The 19,953-nt window shown below is 61.2% G+C and carries 22 protein-coding genes and 1 pseudogene; 12 read left to right on the top strand and 11 right to left on the bottom strand.

Annotated features, from left to right (window positions below; genetic code table 11):
* Nucleotides 1-61 precede the first annotated feature (61 nt).
* The gene (locus CO660_RS28720; protein ID WP_097601464.1) at nt 62-1,114 is read right to left on the bottom strand and encodes an alpha/beta hydrolase; all 1,053 of its coding nucleotides are present in this window, start codon (nt 1,112-1,114) and stop codon (nt 62-64) included.
* Between the two features lie 357 nt (nt 1,115-1,471).
* Here CO660_RS28720 and CO660_RS28715 point away from each other — a divergent pair, with 357 nt between their 5' ends.
* Nucleotides 1,472-3,247 (top strand): cytochrome c biogenesis protein DipZ, encoded by a 1,776-nt coding sequence (locus tag CO660_RS28715; RefSeq protein WP_097601490.1) that lies wholly within the window; start codon nt 1,472-1,474, stop codon nt 3,245-3,247.
* Between the two features lie 52 nt (nt 3,248-3,299).
* Nucleotides 3,300-4,058, top strand: coding sequence for an alpha/beta hydrolase (locus CO660_RS28710; protein ID WP_097601463.1), 759 nt, complete (start codon nt 3,300-3,302; stop codon nt 4,056-4,058).
* A gap of 88 nt (nt 4,059-4,146) precedes the next feature.
* Here CO660_RS28710 and CO660_RS28705 read toward each other — a convergent pair whose 3' ends face one another.
* A complete protein-coding gene (locus tag CO660_RS28705; protein ID WP_097601462.1) occupies nt 4,147-6,342 on the bottom strand; it encodes an OmpA family protein in 2,196 nt (731 codons plus the stop codon).
* 330 nt (nt 6,343-6,672) lie between these two features.
* Here CO660_RS28705 and CO660_RS28700 point away from each other — a divergent pair, with 330 nt between their 5' ends.
* The 4 genes from CO660_RS28700 (at nt 6,673) to CO660_RS28685 (ending at nt 9,671) form a co-directional block, all read left to right on the top strand.
* The gene (locus CO660_RS28700; protein ID WP_085778417.1) at nt 6,673-7,446 is read left to right on the top strand and encodes a transporter substrate-binding domain-containing protein; all 774 of its coding nucleotides are present in this window, start codon (nt 6,673-6,675) and stop codon (nt 7,444-7,446) included.
* A 113-nt stretch (nt 7,447-7,559) separates the two neighbouring features.
* A complete protein-coding gene (locus CO660_RS28695; RefSeq protein ID WP_097601461.1) occupies nt 7,560-8,366 on the top strand; it encodes an ABC transporter permease in 807 nt (268 codons plus the stop codon).
* A complete protein-coding gene (locus CO660_RS28690; RefSeq protein ID WP_097601460.1) occupies nt 8,363-9,193 on the top strand; it encodes an ABC transporter permease in 831 nt (276 codons plus the stop codon). Before CO660_RS28695 ends, CO660_RS28690 begins: the two co-directional genes overlap by 4 nt.
* A gap of 211 nt (nt 9,194-9,404) precedes the next feature.
* The gene (locus tag CO660_RS28685; RefSeq protein WP_097601459.1) at nt 9,405-9,671 is read left to right on the top strand and encodes an usg protein; all 267 of its coding nucleotides are present in this window, start codon (nt 9,405-9,407) and stop codon (nt 9,669-9,671) included.
* A gap of 10 nt (nt 9,672-9,681) precedes the next feature.
* Here the strand turns inward: CO660_RS28685 and CO660_RS28680 are convergent, their stop codons facing one another.
* The gene (locus CO660_RS28680; RefSeq protein ID WP_097601458.1) at nt 9,682-10,407 is read right to left on the bottom strand and encodes a DUF2270 domain-containing protein; all 726 of its coding nucleotides are present in this window, start codon (nt 10,405-10,407) and stop codon (nt 9,682-9,684) included.
* A 114-nt stretch (nt 10,408-10,521) separates the two neighbouring features.
* Between CO660_RS28680 and CO660_RS28675 the strand changes: the two genes are divergently transcribed.
* From CO660_RS28675 to CO660_RS28660, 4 genes are all read left to right on the top strand, one after another.
* Entirely contained in the window at nt 10,522-11,340 is an 819-nt protein-coding gene (locus CO660_RS28675) for a methyltransferase (protein ID WP_097601457.1), read from the top strand.
* Nucleotides 11,341-11,442: 102 nt separating this feature from the next.
* Complete coding sequence (locus CO660_RS28670; RefSeq protein ID WP_097601456.1) at nt 11,443-12,129, top strand: glutathione S-transferase family protein; 687 nt, start codon at nt 11,443-11,445, stop codon at nt 12,127-12,129.
* Nucleotides 12,126-12,467, top strand: a complete 342-nt coding sequence (locus CO660_RS28665) for a metalloregulator ArsR/SmtB family transcription factor (protein WP_085778424.1) — start codon at nt 12,126-12,128, stop codon at nt 12,465-12,467. Before CO660_RS28670 ends, CO660_RS28665 begins: the two co-directional genes overlap by 4 nt.
* Nucleotides 12,464-12,940 (top strand): SRPBCC family protein, encoded by a 477-nt coding sequence (locus CO660_RS28660; protein ID WP_097601455.1) that lies wholly within the window; start codon nt 12,464-12,466, stop codon nt 12,938-12,940. The genes CO660_RS28665 and CO660_RS28660 overlap by 4 nt, the downstream gene beginning before the upstream one ends.
* 16 nt (nt 12,941-12,956) lie before the next feature.
* Here the strand turns inward: CO660_RS28660 and CO660_RS28655 are convergent, their stop codons facing one another.
* From CO660_RS28655 to CO660_RS28625, 7 genes are all read right to left on the bottom strand, one after another.
* Nucleotides 12,957-13,412: a DUF1801 domain-containing protein gene (locus CO660_RS28655; RefSeq protein ID WP_097601454.1), complete on the bottom strand. Its 456-nt coding sequence runs from the start codon at nt 13,410-13,412 to the stop codon at nt 12,957-12,959.
* Between the two features lie 34 nt (nt 13,413-13,446).
* A complete protein-coding gene (locus CO660_RS28650; RefSeq protein WP_097601453.1) occupies nt 13,447-13,914 on the bottom strand; it encodes a DUF1801 domain-containing protein in 468 nt (155 codons plus the stop codon).
* Between the two features lie 10 nt (nt 13,915-13,924).
* Complete coding sequence (locus CO660_RS28645; protein WP_097601452.1) at nt 13,925-14,146, bottom strand: hypothetical protein; 222 nt, start codon at nt 14,144-14,146, stop codon at nt 13,925-13,927.
* Between the two features lie 47 nt (nt 14,147-14,193).
* A complete protein-coding gene (locus CO660_RS28640; protein ID WP_097601451.1) occupies nt 14,194-14,604 on the bottom strand; it encodes an SRPBCC domain-containing protein in 411 nt (136 codons plus the stop codon).
* Entirely contained in the window at nt 14,601-14,924 is a 324-nt protein-coding gene (locus CO660_RS28635; RefSeq protein WP_097601450.1) for a metalloregulator ArsR/SmtB family transcription factor, read from the bottom strand. Before CO660_RS28635 ends, CO660_RS28640 begins: the two co-directional genes overlap by 4 nt.
* 266 nt (nt 14,925-15,190) lie before the next feature.
* Entirely contained in the window at nt 15,191-16,366 is a 1,176-nt protein-coding gene (gene ssuD, locus CO660_RS28630; protein ID WP_097601449.1) for an FMNH2-dependent alkanesulfonate monooxygenase, read from the bottom strand.
* A 373-nt stretch (nt 16,367-16,739) separates the two neighbouring features.
* Nucleotides 16,740-17,111: a hypothetical protein gene (locus CO660_RS28625; RefSeq protein WP_097601448.1), complete on the bottom strand. Its 372-nt coding sequence runs from the start codon at nt 17,109-17,111 to the stop codon at nt 16,740-16,742.
* A 164-nt stretch (nt 17,112-17,275) separates the two neighbouring features.
* On the opposite strand from CO660_RS28625, the gene CO660_RS28620 reads away from it, so the two are divergent.
* Both CO660_RS28620 and CO660_RS28615 read left to right on the top strand, forming a co-directional pair.
* Nucleotides 17,276-18,145, top strand: coding sequence for an NAD(P)-dependent oxidoreductase (locus CO660_RS28620; protein ID WP_097601447.1), 870 nt, complete (start codon nt 17,276-17,278; stop codon nt 18,143-18,145).
* Entirely contained in the window at nt 18,142-18,825 is a 684-nt protein-coding gene (locus CO660_RS28615) for a DNA alkylation repair protein (RefSeq protein ID WP_097601446.1), read from the top strand. Before CO660_RS28620 ends, CO660_RS28615 begins: the two co-directional genes overlap by 4 nt.
* A gap of 22 nt (nt 18,826-18,847) precedes the next feature.
* Here CO660_RS28615 and CO660_RS28610 read toward each other — a convergent pair.
* A pseudogene (locus CO660_RS28610) lies at nt 18,848-19,484 on the bottom strand (LysR substrate-binding domain-containing protein).
* Nucleotides 19,485-19,953: the final 469 nt, after the last annotated feature.

The following is a 19,953-nucleotide window of genomic DNA, read 5'->3' as shown; positions in this document are numbered from 1 at the left end:
GAAGTGCCAGATGCGACCTACGCATATTCCGCCGGCCCCGGCAACGTGCCTCTATCGTCGATCAGAAACGATCGACGTCGATGACCGCCTGGGCGAAGGCCTGCGGCGCCTCCTGCGGCAGGTTATGGCCGATGCCGCCGCCGATCGTGCGATGCTCATATTTACCGGAGAATTTTCCGGCATAAGCGGAAGGTTCCGGATGCGGCGCACCGTTTGCATCGCCTTCCATGGTGATCGTCGGCACCGAGATCATCGGCAGAGCGGCAAGCTTCTTCTCATAGGAATCGTATTTCGCCTCGCCGTCGACAAGCCCCAGGCGCCAGCGGTAATTGTGGATGACGATCTCGACGTGGTCGGGATTGTCGAAGGCGGCAGCGGATCTGTCGAAGGTCGCATCGTCGAAATTCCACTTCGGCGACGCCGTTTGCCAGATGAGCTTTGCAAAGTCGTGTGTATTGCTCTGATAGCCCAGGCGGCCGCGTTCGGTGGCGAAGTAGAACTGGTACCACCAGGCAAGTTCCGCCTTCGGCGGCAGCGGCTTCTTGTTGGCCTCCTGGCTGCCGATAAGGTAGCCGCTCACCGATACCATCGCCTTGCAGCGCTCGGGCCACAGCGCGGCCATGATATTGGCGGTCCGTCCGCCCCAGTCGTAACCGGCAATGACAGCCTTTTCGATCTTGAGCGCATCGAGCAGGGCGATCATGTCGGCGGCAAGCGCCGAAGGCTGGCCGTTGCGCGGTGTCTTGTCATCGAGGAAGCGGGTCGTGCCGTAGCCACGCAGATAAGGCACGATCACCCTGTAGCCGGCCGAGGCAAGCAGCGGCGCGACATCGACGAAACTGTAAATATCGTAGGGCCAGCCATGAAGCAGCAGCACGACCGGGCCATCCGCCTTTCCAGCCTCGGCATAGCCGATATCGAGCACATCGGTTCTGACCTGCTTCAGCGCTTCGAACGACGTATTGGTCCCGGCCTTTACGCCAGGCAGCGCTGCGCTAGAAGACTGCGGCTGTTGGGCTGCGGCCGCTCCGGCCACGCCGAATTCGACGGCTGCAAGTGCGATTGCCGTCATGCCGAAGAAACGGCGGCGGTGATGATTGATTTGCTCTGACATCTGTCTCTCCTGTCGAATGGATCACGGCGCTCAGATGACGTTCGGCTTGTATCGCCCATATGTCACAGGCTGCGGATTTTGAATGCAAGTGTAACCTCCGCCTGCCGAGATACATTCTGATACAAAAGCGCCGCCTCGGCAGGGCATCCGGCGGGCTATGGCCGTTTTCACCGCCGCCTCTGCGGAAAGGCAGTTTGTATTCTTTTGTATCGCGGGCACTCCAGCGCGATAGTTCGGTACATTTTCGCATCAAACCAGACACATCGGAGATACCTCCGCCAGGCTATCTCCCCGCCGTTGCTGGTTCAGGCGCATCGCCGTCCAGAGCCCGATCAATCGGTTTCAAAGGAAACGATGATGACACTTCTGATCATTGCCTATCTTGGAGGCGTGCTGACCATCCTCAGCCCCTGCATTCTCCCCATCCTCCCCTTCGTCTTCGCCCGAGCCGGTCAGCCCTTCGTCAAGAGCACACTGCCGATGCTGGCCGGCATGGCCGCCACTTTCGCGCTTGTCGCCACGCTTGCCGCCGTCGGCGGTAGCTGGGCCATTCGCGCCAATGAATATGGCCGCCTCGCCGCGATCGTCCTGCTCGGGCTCTTCGGAGTGAGCCTGCTGTCGCCGCGCTTCGCGAGCACGCTGGCCCGCCCGATCGTCGACCTCGGCAACAATCTTCTGAACGCCAGCGGTGGCGGACGCACTGCGCCGTCGGTCAGGAGCGCGCTCATCCTCGGCGTCGCCACCGGCCTGCTCTGGGCGCCCTGCGCCGGACCAATTCTCGGCCTTGTGCTGACCGGCGCGGCATTGCAGGGCGCCAACCTGCAGACAACCGCCCTCTTGATTGCTTATGCCGCCGGTGCTGCGACGTCGCTTGCCGTCGCCTTGCTGATCGGCGGTAAAATCTTCGCCGCGATGAAGCGCTCGCTCGGCGTTGGCGATCGAATCCGCCAAGCTGTCGGCGCTACCGTGTTGGCGGGCGTGGCGGTGATCGCGCTCGGTCTCGACACCAGCCTCTTGGCGCGCCTTTCCTATGCCAGCACCGCCTCGCTGGAACAGACCCTGCTGGACAGGCTGCATGCCAAGCCCGTCGCCGGCACGCCCTCTGAGGTGGCGAGCAGCGACGCAATCATTCCCGCGGCCGATGGAAGCAAGCCTTTCCACAGTGATCTGCCCGTCGAAGCTTACGCGCCTTCGTTCGACGGCGCGGTCGAATGGCTGAACTCGAAGCCTCTGACCAAGGAGCAGCTGCGGGGCAAGGTGGTGCTCATCGACTTCTGGACCTATTCCTGCATCAACTGCATTCGCACCATTCCTTATGTCAGAGCCTGGGCGGAAAAATATGCGGATCAGGGCCTGGTTGTCATCGGCGTGCACGCGCCGGAATTTGCCTTCGAAAAGAAGATCGACAACGTCAAGAAGGCTGTCGGCGACTTTCAGATCGGCTATCCCGTTGCGATCGACAATGACTACAAAATCTGGCGCGCCTTCGAGAACAGCTACTGGCCTGCCGCCTATCTGATCGATGCCAAAGGTCAGATCCGCTATCACCATTTCGGCGAAGGCAATTACGGCAGGACTGAAAAGGCCATCCAGGACCTGCTGCGCGAAGCAGGCAACCAGATGGTGGAAACGGCCCCGGTTGCGCCCGATGCCAAGGGTGTGGAAGCGGGTCCCGACCTCGCCAACATCGGCTCCGGCGAGACCTATCTCGGCTACGCACAGGCCGAAAATTTCGTCTCTCCCGAAGGGCTGCAGGCCGATACGCCGCAGAACTACTCGATCGCCAAGCCCGGCATCAATGCATGGGGCCTGTCTGGCGCCTGGACCGTCGGTAAGGATCAGGCAACGCTCGACCAGCCCGGGGGCGGCATCGCCTATCGTTTCAGCGCCCGCGATCTGCACCTCGTGCTCGGACCCGGCGCCGACGCCAAACCGGTCCGTTTCCAGGTGAGGCTCGATGGCAAGGCGCCCGGAGCCGATCATGGCTCCGACATCGACGCCGACGGCAATGGCACGGTCACCGCAACGCGGCTTTACCAGCTCGTTCGCGAGTCCGGCGCCGTCACCGCCCGCACCTTCGAAATCCGCTTCCTCGATCCGGGCGTCCAGGCTTACGCCTTCACCTTCGGCTGAACCCTAAGAATTTCAAATCTCGCCCTTCAACATCACCAAAAGGAGTGACCCCATGAATAAGCATCTGATTTTCATCGCAAGCCTTGCATTTGCCACCGCCGGAATCGCCTTTGCTGCCGAGGCTGCCGCGGTCAAGAACATCGTGATCGTCCACGGCGCGCTGGCCGATGGCTCGGGATGGCGAAAAGCGACCGAGATCCTCGAAAAGCGCGGCTTCAACGTCACCGTCGTCCAGGAGCCCCTCACCTCGCTCGACGACGACGTGGCGGCAACGAAGCGGGTTCTCGACCTCCAGACGGGACCGGTCCTGCTCGTCGGCCACAGCTATGGCGGCATGGTAATCACTGAAGCTGGTCACGATCCACATGTCGCTGGCCTCGTCTATGTCGCAGCATTCCAGCCCGACAAGGGGGAAAGCCTGCTGAGCCTCGCCAGCTCGAAGCCGGCCGGCAGTATGGATATCAAGGAAACGAAGGACGGCAAATATCTCTATCTCGATCCGGGCGCCTTCGCCGCGGCTTTCGCGGCCGATCTGCCGAAGGCCGAGGCCGATTTCCTGGCAAGATCGCAGGTCTTCGCCGCCAAGCAGGCCTTTTCGGCCAAAGTCGGAAGTCCGGCATGGCGGACGAAGCCGAGCTGGTCGATCGTCGCCACCGAGGATCGCTCCATCAATCCCGAGCTGGAGCGTGACATGGCCAAACGAGCCGGCAGCGACATGACCGAGATCAAGGGCAGCCACGCCGTCTTCGCATCCCAGCCGGAGAAAGTCGCCGATGTCATCGAAAACGCGGCTACGAAAGCCGGCCGGTAGAGAGGGTAAGAAAAGGCCGCTTCCCCTTCTCCCGGCGGGAGAAGAGGAGGTCAGCGCCCCTCCCTGACGCCAGGGAGGGGCGGATCAGCTACTGGTTGGCGGCGACCGGACGCACCAGCGGAGTGACGCGACGGATGGTGACGCGGCGGTTTTCCTGTTCGGGGCCTGGCGTGTTGACCTTCAAGTAACGTTCGCCGTAGCCCTGCGTCGCCATGTTTTCCGGCGGAATGCCATAGACGTCGGAGAGCACATTGGCGACCGATTCCGCCCGCTGGTCGGAGAGGACCAGGTTGCTCTGGTCGGAACCGACGGCATCCGTATGGCCCTCGATCAGGAAGGTCTCGCTCGGATCTTTCTTCAGAACCTGGCTGATCGCGTCGGCAACCTTGCGCAATGTGCGCGCCTGGGTCATCGGGATCTCGGCGCTGCCGGTCGCGAAGGTGATCGTATCGAGGTCGATGCGGCGCACCTTGTCGCGAATGCGGGCAGAATACTTCACTTCGTCAAGCGAATAGACACGCTCCACCTGCTCGACGGGCGGCTCGCTGAGGAATTCGTAATAGTCCCGGTCAGGATCGCTGCTGGTGTCGATGATATAGTCGTTAAGCGGGACACGCAGCCGCATCGGCGGCAGATCAGCGCCCGGGTCATCGAAATAGCCGCGATCAGGATCCTCGTAGAGATCAGGTGAGTAGTAGAGCACGTATTCGCGCCCGCGGGAATCGACGCGCGACCGCTGGATGATGTCGCCGTAGCGGTTACGGATGGTGACGATCCGATAGCCTTCCGGCCGGGTGATGATCTCGCGATAGCGATTGTCCGGGAGCTCTTCATAGATCGGCCGTTCACCGTCGCGCAGGAACCGCCTGTCGTCGTCGCTACGCACGATCACCTGATTGTTGTACTGGATGATCACCCGGTTATCGTCCGTTTGATCCTCGATGCGCGCTCCCTCGGGACGGGCAAATTGCGGCCGGGTGTCGAGCCTCGTGCCCTTCTCGCTGGTGACCGCCTCGAGCTTGATCGCCGGCGCCGCAGCGGCGGCAGGAGCCTGCGCATCCGCATCCGAGGTCGGCACCTTCACCTCCTGGCTTTCGGCCCGCAGCTTGTCGCGGTCACGGCGACCTTCCCGCCCCTTGCTGCGATCGGCATCCTTGTCGCTGTCAAGCACGGCGGCACCGTTCTCGACCGGCAGCACGACGGTCTCGTTGCTCTTGGCCGGATCTGCGGCGATCTTTTTCCGGCGCTCCAGCTCCTCGGGAGAAACCTTTTCCGGTGCCGGAATGGCCTGCTCCACCTGCTGGCCGCCGCTGGCATCCGGCAGCGGCTGGGCCGTGTCGGTGGCGGGCGCAGCCGGCTGTTCGCCGGCGGGCTGTTTGGCGGCGGGTTGCTCAGCGGTGGGTTGCTCAGCGGTGGGTTGTTTGGCGGCAGGCTTGGCAGCCGTGCCATCCGTCGGCGCTTCGGCAGGCGCAGCTTCGGGAGCGGCCGCCTTGTCTTCGGCTGGCTTCACCGCCGGGGCTGGAGCCTCGCCCTTCTTCGGCTTCTTGGCTGGCGTTTCGGCAGCGGGTTTTGCTTCCGGCTCAACTGCAGGCTTGGCCTGTTCCTCGGTGGGCGTCACCGCCTCGGGAGCGGCGGTCTCGGTCTTAGCCTTGCTCTTATCTCGGCTCTGGGCCTTGTCCTGACCCTTCTTGCCGCCTTCCGGCTTGACCTCGGGCTGGGCCTGTTCGGTCTCCGGCTGGGCTTGCTTTGCCGCCGGCTGCTGTTCAGGGGCCGGCTGAGCCTCCGGCTCGGCCTGCTCAGTCTGCTGCTTCTTCGGCTTTCTCGGCTTTTCCTGCGTTACCGGCTGCTGTTCTTCCTGTTGCCGCTCGGCCTCCGGCTGGGCTGCCTGCTTGGCTTTCCGCTCCGGCTTGCTCTCGGCCTTCGGCGCGGGCTCCTCCTTCGGCGCTTCGGCCTTCGGCGGTTCCGGCTCCGCCTTGGGTTCGGGCGCAGGCGCCTCCTTGCGCTCGGCCTTCGGCTTCTCGGCAGGCGCCTCCTTCGGCTGCTCGGCGGCCGGCGCCTGTTCTGCCGGGGCTTCCCCCTTCTGCTTGCGCTTCTTCTTCAAGAGTTCCTCTTCGGAGGGCGCGTCCTGCGCCACTTCGTAGCTGCCCTGTTCGATCTGCCGCACGGCCGCAGCCTCGGTCGTAGCGCCGCGTGCGGCCGCCACTGCCGATGCCGGCTGCAGCGCCAACGAGAGAGAAAGCAGCGGGAAAGCTGCGCTTGCAAACAATCTTGATTTTTTGCCCATCGGGTTTCCTCGATCCTGTTTGAGCTTCCTGAAGGCCGACAGGCCTCGGTTCGCCCTAGTTTCGCAATGAGGCGAAACGGCGAACTGGCAAAGTGCCAAACCGCCGATTTGTTCCGTTTCTAGGAATCAGCGGATTAACCTCCGGTGAATGTTGCAGTCTGCTTTCGTTCATCTCACCTGTTATTTGCACCGCACAATTGGTGGGAATTTCTGTTGCATTTCCGTAAAAAAAAGTCTGATTATCGCCGCAAGGCGGTGCCCGTCACCGTTGAACAGCAGCCGTCAGCCCAAGAGAAAAAAGCGCGATGGCTACCAACAGAGAGGATCCTCATGCATATCTCCACCCGTATCTTCGCGGCAGCCTCGATCGCGGCAATGTCGCTCTTTGCCGGTTCGGCCATGGCCGATGGCGAGAAATACGTGATCGGCACCGATTCGACCTATCCGCCCTTCGAATTCGTCGATGCCAGCGGCACCATCCAGGGCTTCGACATCGATATCGCCAAGGCGCTCTGTGCCGAGATGAAAGCTGAATGCTCCTTCGTCAGCACCGATTGGGACGGCATCATCCCGGCTCTGAACGCCAAGAAGTTCGACATGATCGTCTCCTCCATGTCGATCACGCCGGAGCGCCTGAAGCTCGTCGACTTCTCCAACAAGTACTACAACACGCCTCCGGCCATCGCCGTGCCGAAGGATTCGAAGATCACTGACGTTGCCGGCCTCAAGGGCAAGGTGATCGGCGCACAGACTTCCACGACGCATGCCAACTACGCCGAGAAGCACCTCGCCGATACCGAGCTGAAGCTCTATCCCACCGCCGACGAATACAAGCTCGACGTTTCCAGCGGCCGTGTCGATGCCGTCATCGACGACGTCGTCGTTCTCTCCGAATGGGTCAAGTCCGACGCCGGCGCCTGCTGCAAGATCCTGACGACCCTGCCGGTCGACAAGGAAATCAACGGCGAAGGCGCAGGCATCGCCATCCGCAAGGGTGATCCGCTGAAGGAAAAGCTGAACACGGCGATCGCAGCGATCCGCGCCAACGGCGAATACAAGAAGATCCAGGACAAGTACTTCGATTTCGACGTTTACGGCGAATAAGAAATTCGGTATCTGGCCGATCAAGCGAATGGCGGAAGGCTTGCTCTTCCGCCATTTTTGTTTGACAAAGGTGGCAAGATCAAAACGGCAAAAGCCGTGAGGGGAATTCTCGCATGGGCGGATTGTTTTCCGCGCTTGGCTCCTTCTGGAGCTCACTTGTGCACATTTTCGATCCGCTATGCGGACCCGTCGGCATCTTCACCTGGTTGGGTCAGTCGACGATACTTGCCTGTGGCGATACTGGCTGGGGCGACGAGATCGCCCTTGGGCTGCAGGTCACCGTATCGGTGGCGATCGTCACCCTGCCCATCGGCCTCGTCATCGGTTTCCTCGTCGCGCTCGGCCAGCAGTCGGACGAAAAGTCCCTGCGGCTGGCGGCCGGTATCTATACGACGATCTTTCGCGGCCTGCCGGAGCTTCTGACGCTCTTCATCATCTATTACGGCATGCAGATGCTCATCCAGTCTCTCCTGGAGCTTGCCGGCTATGTCGGGCCGCCTGTCGAGATCAATGCTTTCTTCGCCGGCGTCATCGCGCTGTCGGTCGTCTTTTCCGCCTATTGCTCGGAAGTACTGCTCTCGGCCTTTCGCGCCATTCCCAGGGGCCAATATGAGGCCGGAGACGCGCTGGGCCTGCATCGCGGCCGCACTCTGCGCCTCATCGTTCTGCCGCAGCTCATACGCATCGCGCTACCCGGCCTCACAAATCTCTGGATGGTGCTTCTGAAAGACACATCCTACGTCTCGATCATCAGCCTTGCCGACATCCTGCGCCAGACGAATGTCGCCGTGCGGGTGACCAAGGAACCCTTCTTTTTCTATGGCATCGCCTGCTGTCTCTATCTGGTGCTCGCCATCCTCTCCTCCTTCCTGCTCGCCTATGTCGACCGCTGGGCTAAGCGTTCGGAGGTCCGTCGATGAGCTACGCCGAAACATTGATCCCGCCGCAGCCCGCGCCGCGCCAGGTGGCGAAGCCGATGACGGCGGCACGTCTTGCCGGCTGTATCTTCGTCGCATTTTGGGGCCTGCTGGCAGCGCTGCTGATCTTCACCGTCATCAATGGCTGGGATATCGAGAAATTCACCCGCTATGGCCCCCGCTATCTGCACGGCCTCTGGGTGACGCTCAGTCTTGTAGCCATTTCCGTGGTCTGCGGCGCACTCCTGTCGCTGCCGCTTGCTATGGCGCGCTTGTCGAAAAACAAGCTGCTGAACTGGCTTTCCTATGCCTATATTTATTTCTTCCGCGGCACACCGCTGCTTGCCCAGCTCTTCCTGGTCTATTACGGCCTCGGCGTATTCCGCCCCCAGCTGGAAGCCGTCGGCCTCTGGTGGTTCTTCCGCGACGCGTGGTATTGCGGCCTGCTCGCCATGACCATCAACACCGCGGCCTACCAGGCGGAGATTCTGCGCGGCGCAATCGAAAGCGTACCGCACGGGCAGCGCGAAGCAGCGGCTGCCCTCGGAATCCATAAGAGCATCGCCTTCCGCAAGATCATCCTGCCGCAGGCCTTCATCGTGGCGCTTCGCCCCTACGGCAACGAGATCATCCTATTGATCAAAGGCTCGGCCGTGGTCGCCATCATCACCGTGCTCGATCTGATGGGCGAAACCCGCTACGCCTTCTCGCGCACCTTCGACTACCAGACCTATCTCTGGGCAGCGATCTTCTATCTCACCATCGTCGAGGCGCTGCGCCATCTCTGGGCCTGGATTGAGCGTCGCCTGACGCGGCATCTGAAACGGTAAGGCATAACGCCGAAAAGTATAATCGTTTCTGGGACAGCGATTGCTCAAACCGGCATGGCAGCACTCGCTTCGCTATGCTGCCAAGCCCTTGAAAATAAAAAAGAATACTTACTCGGCAACGTATCTGTTAAGCTTGCGTTAACCATTCGCATGTTTCCATTTCATCTAGCGCTAATAAAGCGCGAGTGGGAACGAGAAGAAGCTGAATACGATGCACAAGGACATGGAAAAGCAACTGCAGGGTTACGGTCTGACCACCGCCCAGATCCTCTACCGCCTGCCGGATCACCCTACGATCCTGCAGACTTATGTCTGGCAGGATTATGACCTCGCCCCTGATTTTCCCGAAATGCGGTGTTTTCTGAAGTTCTGGCAGGAAAAGCTCGACGGACCGCTGCATTCGGTGCGCTACGTCCACCGCAAGCTGATCTCGGCCACCGAGTGGCGGGCGCTGAAGGGCGAGTTCATCCTGCACTGATCTGAGCGCGTCAGACATGCGCTTCGCCGTGGCCGAATTCGCCTTCGTCACGATCCGGGCGCAGCGCGAAGACGAGGATGCCGAGGTAGAAGACGACGACGCCGATGATGACGGCAAGGCCGGGAACCGGCCCGAGCACTGCGTTGTCGATGACATAGGTCCAAGACTGCGCCTGCAGCGCTGGCATGCCCTCCGTCTGTAGCTTCGGCGTCGTGATCTTCAGACACCATGCCAGAAACAGGATGAAATACATCCAGCCGTAATTACGCTTAAGCCGCCGGTGCATCGCCTCATGATAGCTGAGCAGAAAACGCGGCTTGCGCAGGCTGTTGGCGATGACCGTGGCCCATTCGCCCCGGGCCGCCGCGTCAGGCGCCAGGATCTGCGCGAAATAGTTTCGTTCGATTTGCCGGATTCGGGCACGGTAGATATCAAAGAAGCGGTAGCGCCGCGCCTCGATCATCAGAAGCAGCGTCACCAGCATGATACCGAACAACAGCACGCCGTGATGCGAGGTCGGCGTCGACAACGACACCGAAAGCAGCGCCGCCACCACGGTGATCGCCCAGTTGGACGTCCGGTCGATGCGGTCGCGCCAGCTCGTCATCCGCCCGAGCTCGCCGCGGTAATAGTGGCTAAGTGTATTGGTGATCTCGCCCGGCGTCGTGGGCAGCAGCAAGGGGCGCTCACCCTCTTCTTCCCTTGCCGGTCGCATCCTGTCTTGCTCCGCTTTCATGGCATTTCCTCCCGTCGTCTTCTTTTCGGCTATTCTGCGCCTGTAGCCGCGCCATTGCAAAACATCGAAAGCCGCCGTAGAGCCATGCCTGAAAACAGAAGGACATGAACCGCGATGGCAAAGAAGATCGACGAAGAAGCCCTTGCCGAGGCCTATAACCGCGCGCTGGCGCTGGAGAAATCCGGTGATGTCGACGCGGCGGTGGCGGCCTATGAGGACGTTTTGGCGATCGATCCCGAGGATCACGGCGGAGCCGCCGTGCGCATCGCCGCGATGGGCCGCGGCGAAATCCCGGTCAAGGCGCCTGACGCCTATGTCGAAACCCTGTTCGATCAGCATGCCGAGGTGTTCGAGGACGTACTCGTCGAGCAGCTCGGCTATCACGTGCCGATGCTGGTGCGCCAGCGCCTGCAGGCATTGAAGCTCGGGCCGTTCAAGCGGCTGCTCGATCTCGGCTGCGGCACCGGTCTCACTGGCGGTGCGCTTCGCGACCTGTGCGAGGACATGACCGGCATCGACATATCGGAGAAGATGGTCGAAATCGCCCATGAAAAAGATCTTTACGAGACGCTATTCGTCGCCGAGGTCGAGGATTTCCTCGACGACAACGACGAGGAGACTTTCGACCTCATCACCGCCACAGACGTGCTCCCCTATCTCGGCGCGCTCGAACCGCTCTTCTTCGGCGCCGCCGAAAACCTGACACCGGGCGGTCTGTTCATCTTCTCCTCCGAAACCCTGCCCGAAGAGACGCTTGCCGGCCGCGCCTATATGGTCGGGCCGCATCAGCGCTTCGCCCATGCCGATGCCTATGTCAGGGAACGTCTGACGGCGACCGGTTTCGAAGTCGTCGAGGTATCGGAGATCAACGTCCGCATGGAAGACGGTCAGCCAACACCGGGCCACCTGGTGATCGCTCGATACATCGGCTGAGAGAATAGTTGCATGACTAGCGAAGTATCTATTGCGCGGCGCTTTCGGACCTGATACTTAGTCCTTCGGTAAAGTTTTCTACCGGATAAGAAAGGTCGCCGCATGTCGCTCGTGCTCTATGGGCATCCGCTCGCCTCCTTCTGCCACAAGGTGCTGATCGCGCTTTATGAAAACACGACTCCGTTCGAAAATCGCCTCGTCGATCTGTCCGACGAGGCTTCGCGCGCAGATCTCTTCCGCTTCTGGCCAATCGGCAAGATGCCGCTGTTGAGGGACGAGGCGCGCGACAGCACCATTCCCGAAACCACGATCATCATCGAATATCTCGACCATTACTACCCCGGTTCCGTGCGCCTGCTGCCGCTGGAGATCGATCGGGCGCTGCAGGTCCGCCTCTGGGACCGCTTCTTCGACCAATATGTCCAGGTGCCGATGCAGACCCTCGTCAGCCATCGCCGGCGTCCAGAGGGCACGGCAGACGAAATAGAGATGGCCGCCTGCAAAGCGACGCTCACCACTGCCTATGCGATGATCGAAAAGCAGCTGGGCGAAAGCCCTTGGATAACAGGCGATGCCTTCACCATGGCTGATTGCGCTGCAGCCCCGGCCCTCTTCTATGCCGAGACGCTGGTCCCGTTCTCACAGGAGCAGCCGAAACTTGGCGCCTATTACAACAGGCTGCTGGCGCGCCCGTCCTTCGCCAGGGCGCTGGAAGAGGCCCGCCCTTATTTCAAGTTCTATCCTTATCAGGACAGGCTGCCCGCCCGCTTTCGGGATGCGGCGGAATGATCGAAAATCAGGCGGATCTCGACCGCATGTTCCACGCGCTTTCCGACCGCAGCCGCCGCGGGATGATCGATCGCCTCGGCCGCGGCCCGGCCTCGGTCACCGAACTGGCCGCACCGCTCGCCGTCGCCCTGCCGACGGTGATGAAACATCTGCAGGTGTTGGAGGAGAGCGGCCTCGTGCTGTCCGAAAAATCCGGCCGGGTGCGAACCTATCGCCTGCAGCAGGATGCGCTCGCCGCTATCGAGCGCTGGGTGGAACAGCGAAAGACCCGCTGGAACGCCGCCTTTGACAGGCTGGATCAATTTCTCGCCGACGAGCCGGAGACCCTCCCCGAATGACGACACGCTCTGCCGAACATACCACCTTCGTCATCGAGCGCCGCCTGAAGGCGCCCGTCGCCCGGGTCTTTCGCGCCTGGTCGACGCCGGAGTCGAAGCGGCAATGGTTTGCCTGCCACGGCGAATGGGTGCCGCTGGAATATGCGCTCGATTTCAGGCCGGGCGGCACAGAGAGGAACTATACCGCCGACACCGATGGGCTTCTGCACGCCTTTGACGCCCACTACATCGATATCGTGCCGGATACCCGCATCATCTATGCCTATGAGATGAAGCTCGGCCAAACCCGCATCTCAGCCTCGCTCGTCACCGTCGCCTTCAACGTCGAACCCAGCGGCACCAGAATGGTCTTCACCGAGCAAGTGGTTTTCCTCGACGGCTACGCCGACAACGGCGCTCGCCTTCAGGGCACTGAGATCGGCCTCGACAATCTCGAGCTCTTTCTCGAACGCAAGGCAAGCCCAATTCACTAACGCGGCCGATGACCCGTCACGCGCTGCTTGATTTCTTCCGCGAGCCGGCCGCGCGCACCGACGTATTCAGCGCTGCCGCGGCTCGAATGAGCGCCTTCAGCGCCTCCTCGTCGATTTCGTCGCCTTCATGAAAGTCGATGGCGCGCCGGGTATTCCCGTCGAGGCTGGAGTTGAAAAGCCCGTTCGGATCCTCAAGCGACGCTCCTTTGGCGAAGGTAAGCTTGACCACGCTCCTATAGGTCTCGCCGGTGCAGATGATGCCGGCGCGCTCCCACACAGGAACCCCTCGCCACTTCCATTCCTCGACCACCTCGGGTTCGGCTTGCTTGATGAGTGCCCGGACCCGCGCGAGCATGTCGCCGCGCCAATCCTTGAGCTCCTCGATCCTCGCATCAATCAGTTGAGAGGGAGAGGCTTGCCCGTTCCCTTCCTTGGAATCGGTCTTCTTCATGGTTGCCGTCGCCTTCTTCATCTTTGTCGTTCTCCCGTCGCCGCGCATCAAAACCTCACATCCGTTCGCCGGGCAACCGGCTCGCCTGCTCTACCCAGGAGGCGATCTGCGCCTCGTCGAAGGGATCGTCCTCGCGGATATCGAGGTAACGCACCTCTTTCTGCTTGGACTCGCCCGGCGGCAGAGGATGCAGCGACGCGCCCTTGAAGAAGGCCACCTTGACATAGCTGGCGTAGCAATGGACGCCGAGGAACCAACCCTGACCTTCCATGCCGTAAAAGGGCGAGTTCCACTTGACCGCCTTGCAGACGCCGGGCACGGTTCTGGTGATCAGCGCATCGAGGCGACGCCCGACCTCACTTGTCCAGTCCGGCATGGCGGCGATGTAGGCTTGCACGGGCGCATCGCCGTAACCCTTGGGGATTTGCGGGTTGCCGCCCGACAGAAGCTTCGGCGCCGCCCCCGCCGGTTTGGCGGTCTTTTTCGTGACCTTCTCCGCGCCTTTCGACGTTCTGCCCGCCATAGATTTCCTCCTAACCGCCGATGCCTACCACCTCGCGCCGTGCCGCGGCATAGGGCAGTACGAACAAGGTGAGACCGGTAACGAGAAGCAGCCCGAGCGGCAGCAGCGCCAAGAGCCCAATCCAGACCGCCGACTCCTCCTGCACCATGGCGATGATATTGGCGATGGCGACCAGCGTAAAGGCAACGGACAGCCAACGGTGGACCTGCCGAAACCGGTTGTTCAAGTTCAATGAAGCTCCTCGAAATCAGCCCGACGGCCCGCCCGCTCGGCGATGGATCAGTCAATCCGCGCCAACACCTGCTCCAGTTTGTCGAAGAATTGCGGCCACCCGCTCCTGGCGCCGCCATAGGCCTGCCGCTGGTCCGCCCGGAAACCCGACTGCTCCATGCGCAGATGCGTACCCGCGCCCGTGGATGTGAGCGTCCAGGTCACGACGGTTTCGAGGCCATAGGCGCCCCAGCTGTAAGCGAGGGTCTTGTGGGGCTCGACTTCCAGAACGCGGCAGTCGACCGCACCCCAATCGGCGTTGAAGTTAAAGCGATGGTCGACGACCGGCTTGAAGTCGCTTTTCATCAACCACTCCTGAATCAGGTGCGGCTGGGTCAGCGCCCGCCAGATCTTTTCCGCCGGAAAAGGCATCTCCCGCTCGATGACGACGGAACGTGTTTCGGTCGATATGTCTGTCATTGATCCATCCTCTTCAACAAATCTTCGAGGGCATTGAAGCGGCTTTGCCAGAAGCCGGCCATCTCGCTCGTCCAGTCGACGAGCGGCGCAAGCGCGCCGAGCTGCGCGCTGTAATGCGTCTGCCGCCCCTCATGACGGTCGCGCACCAGGCCGGCTTGCTTCAGCAGCCCAAGATGTTTCGAAACGACCGGCTGCGAGACCCCGGCCTGCGCCGTCAACGCTCCGACCGTCTTCTCCCCTTCCCGGCACAGCCGCTCGAAAAGCGCGCGCCGGGTAGGATCCGCAAGCGTCCTGAAAAGCACGTCCTGAGCGTTCGACATGAAGACACATACCTGTACAGCTATGAATTGACATATAGCCATCGAGATATACGTATGTCAAGCGACGATAGAAAGCGACAAATGGATTGGAAAGACCTGGGGCCAGCCCGCGAGCATACAACAATCGAAAAGCCACGAACACATCCAGCATAGCCCATCGGCTATGCATAATTGCGACTCGCCAGCCTGAAGGGCAACCGACATGCGGAAAAACGCCGGAAGCCGCAGACGGCTTCCGGCGATACATGCTCTGCATCTTTTTGAATTCAGGAGCCTGAGACGACTTTCAGGTTGCCGCCATGGCTGCCGCCGGCGAATATCTGCTTGCGGCCGAATTCATTGTTGAATGCCAGACGCTGCTGCTCGCGAGTAATGCCGAGCTCGGGGAAGAGCAGCTCGGCCACACGATAGGCCTCTTCGAGATGCGGGTAGCCGGAGCCGATCACTGTGTCGATGCCAAGTTCCTGATATTCGCGCAGGCGGGCAGCCACCGTCTTCGGAGAGCCGACAAGCGCGGTGCCTGCGCCGGCGCGCACCAAGCCGACGCCGGCCCATAGGTTCGGCGAGACCTCAAGCTTGTCGCGGCGGCCGCCGTGAAGAGCGGCCATACGCTTCTGTCCGACTGAATCGGATTCGTGGACAAAGCGCTCCTGCGCCTCGCGGATCGTTTCGTCGTCCAGATGACGGATCAGCCGCTCGGCCGCCTCCCATGCCTCCTCGTCCGTTTCCCGCACGATGAAATGCAGGCGGATGCCGAAGGTCACCTCGCGGCCACGATCAGCAGCCGCCTTGCGCACCTTGGTGACCTTCTCGGCCACCTGCGCCGGCGGTTCGCCCCAGGTCAGGTACTTGTCGACGCGGCCGACCGAGAAATCGATGCCGGCATCCGACGAGCCGCCGAAATAAAGCGGCGGGCGCGGGTTCTGCACCGAGGGAAAGCCGAGGCGCGCATTGGTCGCCTTGATGTATTTGCCGTCGAAGCTCGCCGTCCCCTTGTCCAGCAGCTCTTCGAACACAGTAAAGAACTCCTCGGCATGGGCGTAGCGCTCGTCATGCTCGAGATGGATGCCGTCGCCGGCAAGCTCCGCCGGGCTGCCGCCCACGACGATGTTGAGCAGCAGGCGGCCGTTGGAAATGCGGTCGAGCGTTGTCGCAAGACGCGCATAATAGGCAGGCGATGCCGTACCCGGGCGGATCGCCACCAGGAACTGCAATTTCTCGGTCTTTGCCGCCAGTGCGGCTGCCGTCACAAAGGATTCCTCGCACGCAACCCCGGTCGGCAACAGCACGCCAGAATAGCCCAGCCGGTCTACGGCCTGCGCGATCTGGGTGAGATAGCCGATCTCCGGCGCCCGGTTGAGGTCGGAAGAGCCGAGATAAGTGCCGTCGCCCGATGTAGGGATGAACCAGAGAAAATTGATGGGATCAGAGGTGGCGGTCATGAAAACGGTCCTTTACTGCGAAATTCGAAGATCAGCTCGCGCGGTGAGCCTGGCATGGCTGCACACCGCCGCCATGCGAATGCTCGGAAGGGCCGCGGTGGCGGTGCGAAAATGGTCCGGGCGCCTGTCTACGCTTGAGCATTTGAATGTCCTGTCGGTCGACGGCGGTTATCACGCTCCGTTCCAGAGCTGGCCCCCAATTCGCACAAATACTGACATAGACTACAGATTATATCGACAATACGAGTTTGCCATTGTTGCGCCTTTCGCGGAATATTTTTTCGCGTTTGACGTGGTGAGGGCTCTTCCCATGCCGCCTTCGGTAAACTCGCCCGGAATCGCGATCAGGCGGAGTTCCTCACGCTCTGCCTCGCTACTTCTCTCGACGTTCGGCAGCCAATTGCTCGCGAATGAAGGCGGGACCGCCGGCAAGACGTTTCCCAAGCAGGCTCGCCGGATCGACCATGCGCCAATATGGCGTCACTGTCGAAAGCGGTTCGCCCTTCTCCAGCGCGCCGAAGGATAATTCGGCGATCGCACGCAAATGCCGCTGCACCGTCACCGGACAGCAGGCATCCGCTCCGTACTGGGCCGCGAGCCGGCGGCGCAGGACGCCGGCCTCAGTAAGAACACCTTCAGGCGCCAATCGAATCTGATCTTCGATCATCTGCCGCGACGGAATAAGCATCGCCTGGGTGCCGCTGCGGCCCTTGCGACGTGGCTCGATCGTTGGAACTTCGTTCATGTCACCCCTCGGGAACCGTTATTCGTCGTTCCCATCTAGGGCTCGACTGAATGGCGACCAGCCTCATATGCGCCAAGCGGAAGGAAGTCCGTCTTCACGGCTTTTCTGCTTGCGCCGTTTCGGTTAATCCTCATGGCCTCTCACTCAGGATAAGGATAGGACATATGGCTAAAGTCGCGTTCATCGGTCTCGGCGTCATGGGCTTCCCCATGGCCGGTCATTTGAAGACGAAGGGCGGCCACAATGTCACCGTCTACAATCGCACGGCCGAGAAAGCCGCTGCCTGGGCCGAGAAATTCTCGGGCAAATCCGCGCCCACACCGGCAGAGGCTGCGGCCGGCGCCGACTTCGTCTTCGTTTGCGTCGGCAATGACGACGATCTCCGTTCGGTGACCTCGGGTGAGAACGGCGCTCTGCACGGCATGAAGCCGGGTTCCGTGCTGATCGATAATACCACCGCCAGCGCCGAAGTCGCCCGCGAGCTTTATGCCGCGGCAAAGGAAAAGGGTGTGGATTTTATCGACGCTCCAGTCTCCGGCGGCCAGGCCGGCGCCGAAAACGGAGTGCTGACCGTCATGTGCGGCGGCGATGGAGCCGTCTTCGAGAGAGCCCGGCCAGTGATCGACGCCTATGCGCGCATGGTCGGCCTCATGGGGCCGGCTGGTTCCGGACAGCTTACCAAGATGGTCAACCAGATCTGCATCGCCGGCCTCGTCCAGGGGCTTTCTGAAGCGCTGCACTTCGGCAAGCGCGCCGGCCTCGATATTGAAAAGGTCGTCGAGGTAATCTCGAAAGGCGCGGCCGGCTCCTGGCAGATGGAAAACCGCCACAAGACCATGAATGCCGGCAAATATGATTTCGGCTTCGCAGTCGACTGGATGCGGAAAGATCTTGGCATCGTGCTCGCCGAAGCGCGCAGCAACGGCGCCAAGCTGCCGGTCACCGCCCTCGTCGACCAGTTCTACGGCGACGTGCAGGCAATGGGCGGCAATCGCTGGGACACCTCCTCGCTGCTCGCCCGGCTTGAGAAATGATCGGTTCCTCCTCCGATCCGGCTGAACTGATCGCGCATCTCGAAACGCTGCGCTCGGAGGAGAATGCCGCCGGACTGGCGCGATTCGGCATCGTCACCGACCGCGCCCTCGGAATTTCCAATCCTGATATCAGGGCAGTCGCCAGATTGGCGAAGAGGAATCACCTCAGGGCAATGCAGCTCTGGCGAAGCAATATCCGCGAGGCTCGGCTGCTCGCTCTCTATACCGCCGAGCCGAAGCGGCTGACGCCAGAAGAGGCAAGAAACTGGGCTCATGATTTCGACTCCTGGGAAATCGTCGACTGCGCCGCCGATCTCTTCGTCGAGGCGGGCCTGGACGAGCTCATTCCGGAATTCGCTGCCGAAGAGCGCGAATTTGTCCGTCGCGCCGCTTTTGCGATGATCGCTGGCGCCGCCGTCCATCGAAAGGGCGAGACCGATATGGCCATCCTTTCCTGGCTGCCGCTGATCGAGGCGCATTCCGGCGATTCCCGCAACTTCGTTCGCAAGGCGGTCAATTGGGCACTGCGCAGCATCGGCAAGCGCAATCGCACCTGCCATGGGCCGGCGCTGGGGTTGGCGAAGCTGCTGGCTGAACGTCCAGATAAAACCGCCCGCTGGATCGGCAGGGATGCGGTCAGGGAACTGAGCGGTGAAAAGCTGTTGGCGCGGCTGAAATAGCGCTGAGAATTTCGCCTCGTCGTCAATGGGGCCTGGAGTTTTCCACCAGAAAATCGATCAGCACTCTGACTGCCGGGGACATGGCCTTGGCCGTCGTGAAGACGATATAAAACTGGCTTTCCTCCGACTGCCATTCGGCAGCACCCGCACCAGCCTGCCGGCCTGCAGATTCACCTCGCACGCGCTTTCGAGCAGAAGCTCGAAGCCGAGGCCGGCGCAGGCGGCATCGAGAATGGCGGTCATGCTGCGGCAGGTTAGCCTCGGCTGATGCCGGACTACCCGTTTGTCGTCATTCGGACCGATGAGTTCCCAACTATGGAACGACACCCACGGGGTCATCGCCAGCGTCGGAAGCTCGGCGAGATCGTCGACGCGATTTAAACCGCCGATACGTTCGATGAGCGACGGACTTTCTCGGTGACGATCGATTTGGCGCGATCGGCCTCCTGCAGAATGGTCTGGCATCTTTCGTAAAAAGCTTGACCGATCTCTATCACCCGGAAGTGACGGGTCGAACGCTCTATCAGCCGTGCGCCAAGCCCGTCCTCGAGGCGACTGACTCGCTTTGAGCGCGGTATTTTCAGATTGCGACTGGCAGAAGCAAAACCACCGCTGGAAACGACGGCTGCGAATTAATAATAGTCGTTGAGATCATCCATGCGAACAAGCTGTCCGAGAGTATGAATGAATGCCGCCCCGAAAGGGTTGTATCCTCTCTCCAGCAAAGCTGTAATCACATTGTCGGCATTGGATTCTTCTTTCCACGAACCGTCGCGGCAAAGCCACCCAATGCCCCATGTCAACCCAAACTCTCTTGAGAATAAGAATGGCCTCAATCAAGGCCTGCAGGATGCCGACGTGCGATACACAACATGCCGGTTCGGCTTACCTGGATGGTGCTCCGAAATGCAGCCACAAGAGCGCGTGTCAAAAACACTGCAAGGACGGTCCGGCAGGGAAGACCGGACCCGTCCCCGTAGCTGGAGGTCACTCGGATCAGAAACTGATTTGAAGCGTCCCCGGCCCGAAGACCGGGGACACTCACCAATTGGATTAGAACGAACGCTGCAGGCGGAAGTAGCCCGTCGTGGAGTCGTCAGCGTCTTCCGGATCGAGGTACTGAACCGA

The sequence above is a fragment of the Rhizobium sp. L9 genome, from assembly GCF_002531885.1.
GTDB lineage: Bacteria > Pseudomonadota > Alphaproteobacteria > Rhizobiales > Rhizobiaceae > Rhizobium.
The sequence above is the reverse complement of the archived record's forward strand: the minus strand, read 5'-3'. Positions and strand labels throughout refer to the sequence as shown.

Coding starts and splice junctions, on each gene's coding strand:
- CO660_RS28720 (WP_097601464.1), bottom strand. CDS start 1,114: ATGTCAGAGCAAATCAATCATCACCGCCGCCGTTTCTTCGGCATGACG.
- CO660_RS28715 (WP_097601490.1), top strand. CDS start 1,472: ATGACACTTCTGATCATTGCCTATCTTGGAGGCGTGCTGACCATCCTC.
- CO660_RS28710 (WP_097601463.1), top strand. CDS start 3,300: ATGAATAAGCATCTGATTTTCATCGCAAGCCTTGCATTTGCCACCGCC.
- CO660_RS28705 (WP_097601462.1), bottom strand. CDS start 6,342: ATGGGCAAAAAATCAAGATTGTTTGCAAGCGCAGCTTTCCCGCTGCTT.
- CO660_RS28700 (WP_085778417.1), top strand. CDS start 6,673: ATGCATATCTCCACCCGTATCTTCGCGGCAGCCTCGATCGCGGCAATG.
- CO660_RS28695 (WP_097601461.1), top strand. CDS start 7,560: ATGGGCGGATTGTTTTCCGCGCTTGGCTCCTTCTGGAGCTCACTTGTG.
- CO660_RS28690 (WP_097601460.1), top strand. CDS start 8,363: ATGAGCTACGCCGAAACATTGATCCCGCCGCAGCCCGCGCCGCGCCAG.
- CO660_RS28685 (WP_097601459.1), top strand. CDS start 9,405: ATGCACAAGGACATGGAAAAGCAACTGCAGGGTTACGGTCTGACCACC.
- CO660_RS28680 (WP_097601458.1), bottom strand. CDS start 10,407: ATGAAAGCGGAGCAAGACAGGATGCGACCGGCAAGGGAAGAAGAGGGT.
- CO660_RS28675 (WP_097601457.1), top strand. CDS start 10,522: ATGGCAAAGAAGATCGACGAAGAAGCCCTTGCCGAGGCCTATAACCGC.
- CO660_RS28670 (WP_097601456.1), top strand. CDS start 11,443: ATGTCGCTCGTGCTCTATGGGCATCCGCTCGCCTCCTTCTGCCACAAG.
- CO660_RS28665 (WP_085778424.1), top strand. CDS start 12,126: ATGATCGAAAATCAGGCGGATCTCGACCGCATGTTCCACGCGCTTTCC.
- CO660_RS28660 (WP_097601455.1), top strand. CDS start 12,464: ATGACGACACGCTCTGCCGAACATACCACCTTCGTCATCGAGCGCCGC.
- CO660_RS28655 (WP_097601454.1), bottom strand. CDS start 13,412: ATGAAGAAGGCGACGGCAACCATGAAGAAGACCGATTCCAAGGAAGGG.
- CO660_RS28650 (WP_097601453.1), bottom strand. CDS start 13,914: ATGGCGGGCAGAACGTCGAAAGGCGCGGAGAAGGTCACGAAAAAGACC.
- CO660_RS28640 (WP_097601451.1), bottom strand. CDS start 14,604: ATGACAGACATATCGACCGAAACACGTTCCGTCGTCATCGAGCGGGAG.
- CO660_RS28635 (WP_097601450.1), bottom strand. CDS start 14,924: ATGTCGAACGCTCAGGACGTGCTTTTCAGGACGCTTGCGGATCCTACC.
- ssuD (WP_097601449.1), bottom strand. CDS start 16,366: ATGACCGCCACCTCTGATCCCATCAATTTTCTCTGGTTCATCCCTACA.
- CO660_RS28625 (WP_097601448.1), bottom strand. CDS start 17,111: ATGAACGAAGTTCCAACGATCGAGCCACGTCGCAAGGGCCGCAGCGGC.
- CO660_RS28620 (WP_097601447.1), top strand. CDS start 17,276: ATGGCTAAAGTCGCGTTCATCGGTCTCGGCGTCATGGGCTTCCCCATG.
- CO660_RS28615 (WP_097601446.1), top strand. CDS start 18,142: ATGATCGGTTCCTCCTCCGATCCGGCTGAACTGATCGCGCATCTCGAA.